Raw genomic sequence first — 2385 nt, 5'->3', positions numbered from 1 at the left:
GCTAACAACTAAGTTTTCGTGCGGCTTGTAAAGCCAAGCATGAAAACGCTGTTGCACGGAACCGGTGAAGTCACTATGGGGATTGAGTCGGAATCTCTGGGATATTTATAGGAACATTAAATCAAAAAAGTCATCCTTATATAAGGCATTCTGCCCAATTTTTGAAAAAACTCAATACATCCAACAAACCATATAGGGCTGTTTTGGATGGTTTTTTTGTGAGCTGGGCATAGATATCCCAGGCCGATAAAATTAGCTATTACAATTTGTAAGAAACGGCACGAAAGGTTGTTTTTGGCGGTCCGCGTTTTTGGATCCGCTGAATGCTGACCATGGATTCTTTTTGACAGCAGGGGCAGTAGCGTGGATTGTATTGTTCCAGAACCCTGGCTTCCCTTATCTGCTTTGCCGGACCAAGTTCACGTTGGACCATGGGAACGGTCACAGCCTTGGCCGAACTTCCCAGAATCCCGAAATGTCTGATCCGGACCAGGCCCTTGGGTAAGATATGCATGGAGAAGCGGCGGATAAATTCCATATTGTCCAGGCTCATTTCCAGCTTTTGTGCTCCCTGCCTGTAATCTTTATAGCTGAAAGTTGTCTTTTTGGCATCTATATTCACGATCCGATGGTTGGAAATCGCCACCTTGTGTGTATACCTGCCCAGATATTCCAACACGGCTTTGGGATGACCAAACGGCCGCTTGGCATAGATTACCCAGTCTTTTTTGAATAGTTCACCGATCAGTTCTTTATCCGGTTGAATCCTGGATTTTATAGCCTTGACATACTTTGCCCTGAATACCTTACTCATCGCCTTGACCGGAAAAAGGTATTTGCCTTTTGACCTGGCGGTTTTCCATTTTCCCGATTTGCTTAATCCACCGCCCGGCACTATGCAATGAATGTGCGGATGAAGGGTCAATGTCTGCCCCCAGGTATGCAGGATGGCGATCATGCCTGTTTTGGCCCCGAGATGTACCGGGTCCTTGGCAAAGCAGGCCACCGTCTTCCAGGCAGCTTCAAACAGGCTGTCATACACAGCTTTGGGCTGGTGCATCGCCAGCCGGTTCAACGTATCCGGCAGTGTGAACACGACATGGAAGTAGGGTACCTGAAGCAGTTCTGCCTCCCGGTCGGCCAGCCATTTTTCCCTGTTTTTGCCCTGGCACTTGGGGCAGTGTCTGTTCCGGCAGCTGTTATAGCTGATGCGGACAGTGCCGCAGTCGGTGCATGCATCGATATGGCCTCCCAGATCGGATGTGCGGCAGCGTTTCAGGGCCGATAGGGTGCGCAGCTGCCAGCTGTTGATTTTTGGATGGTGTTCTACCTGATGCCAATGCTGCCTTAGTACATCCGCCAGTTCATGGTCCGCCCTCACTCGGCCATGGGATAGAGCCTGTCCAGCGGACTGAATGGCCGGACCCTTCCCGACTGTGCCACATGCAGGTAGACCATAGTGGTATCAATGCATTCGTGGCCCAAAAGCTCCTTGATGGTCATGATGTCAAGACCTTCTTCCAGCAGGTGGGTTGCATAGGTGTGGCGCAGGGTATGGACGGTCATATCTTTCGTGATGCCGGCATCTTTCTTGGCCTGTTTCAAAGCCCATTGGACCCCTCTTTGGGAGTACCTGCTGTCAAAGTCACCTCCCGCACGCCCGTTGATCTCCTGTTCCCTGCCGTTGAAGAGCCATGCGGACGGCTTCTCTGCTTCAATGTAAGCCTTCAGTCCACGGGAAAGGATAGCGGAAAGAGGAACATAGCGGTCCTTTTTACCTTTTCCCTGCCGTACATGCAGCATCCTCCTGTCAAAGTCAAGGTCGGATATTTTCAGGTTCCGTACCTCAAAGCACCTTAGACCACAGCCGTAAAGCAGACCGATAAGGACACGGTGCTTGAGAAGTTTGGGGGCTTTGAGCAATCTTCTGACCTCTTCCCTGCTCAACACAACGGGAAGTCTCTTATCCCGCTTAATGGAAGGCAGCTCAATGCGTTTATCCCTAAGCCCCTCCATGCGGTAGGCAAAGCGCAGGGCATAGACAGTAAATTTAAAATAGGAATCGGAAGGGGTGTTGTGCTGCTGTTTGACCAGATAGAGATAATCATTGATCTGCTCCGGGTCGACCTGGGTGGGTAGATCGTTGAAATGAAGGGCCAATTTTGCCAGGTGGTGGGAATAATTGCGCAGAGTGCTCTCACCTCTGCCGGCCACAGTAATTTTTTGGCGGAACTTCTCGTAAAGTTCCCTGAATCCTGCTACATTGGTGCAGGCTGTCTCGATAAGGTTTGCTTTTTTTTCATGATTAAAAGAGATGTTTGATTGAAAATAAAAGTTAAACCATATCGAGCAGTTTTGAAAGCTACCGTAGGTTTAGTGCAACAG

At 49.6% G+C, this 2385-nt stretch carries 2 protein-coding genes; both read right to left on the bottom strand.

Translation table 11 applies throughout. The features are described 5' to 3' along the window. Nucleotides 1–259 precede the first annotated feature (259 nt). A complete protein-coding gene (locus KI659_RS18455; RefSeq protein ID WP_213946866.1) occupies nt 260–1381 on the bottom strand; it encodes an IS91 family transposase in 1122 nt (373 codons plus the stop codon). Then, nucleotides 1378–2214 (bottom strand): tyrosine-type recombinase/integrase, encoded by an 837-nt coding sequence (locus KI659_RS18450; protein ID WP_317195992.1) that lies wholly within the window; start codon nt 2212–2214, stop codon nt 1378–1380. The genes KI659_RS18455 and KI659_RS18450 overlap by 4 nt, the downstream gene beginning before the upstream one ends. Nucleotides 2215–2385 lie beyond the last annotated feature (171 nt).

Origin of the sequence: Litoribacter ruber, assembly GCF_018449405.1 — a bacterium.
In the GTDB taxonomy this organism is placed as follows: Bacteria; Bacteroidota; Bacteroidia; order Cytophagales; family Cyclobacteriaceae; genus Litoribacter; species Litoribacter ruber.
Note: the sequence above shows the minus strand (reverse complement) of the source record. Positions and strands in the feature narration are given on the sequence as shown.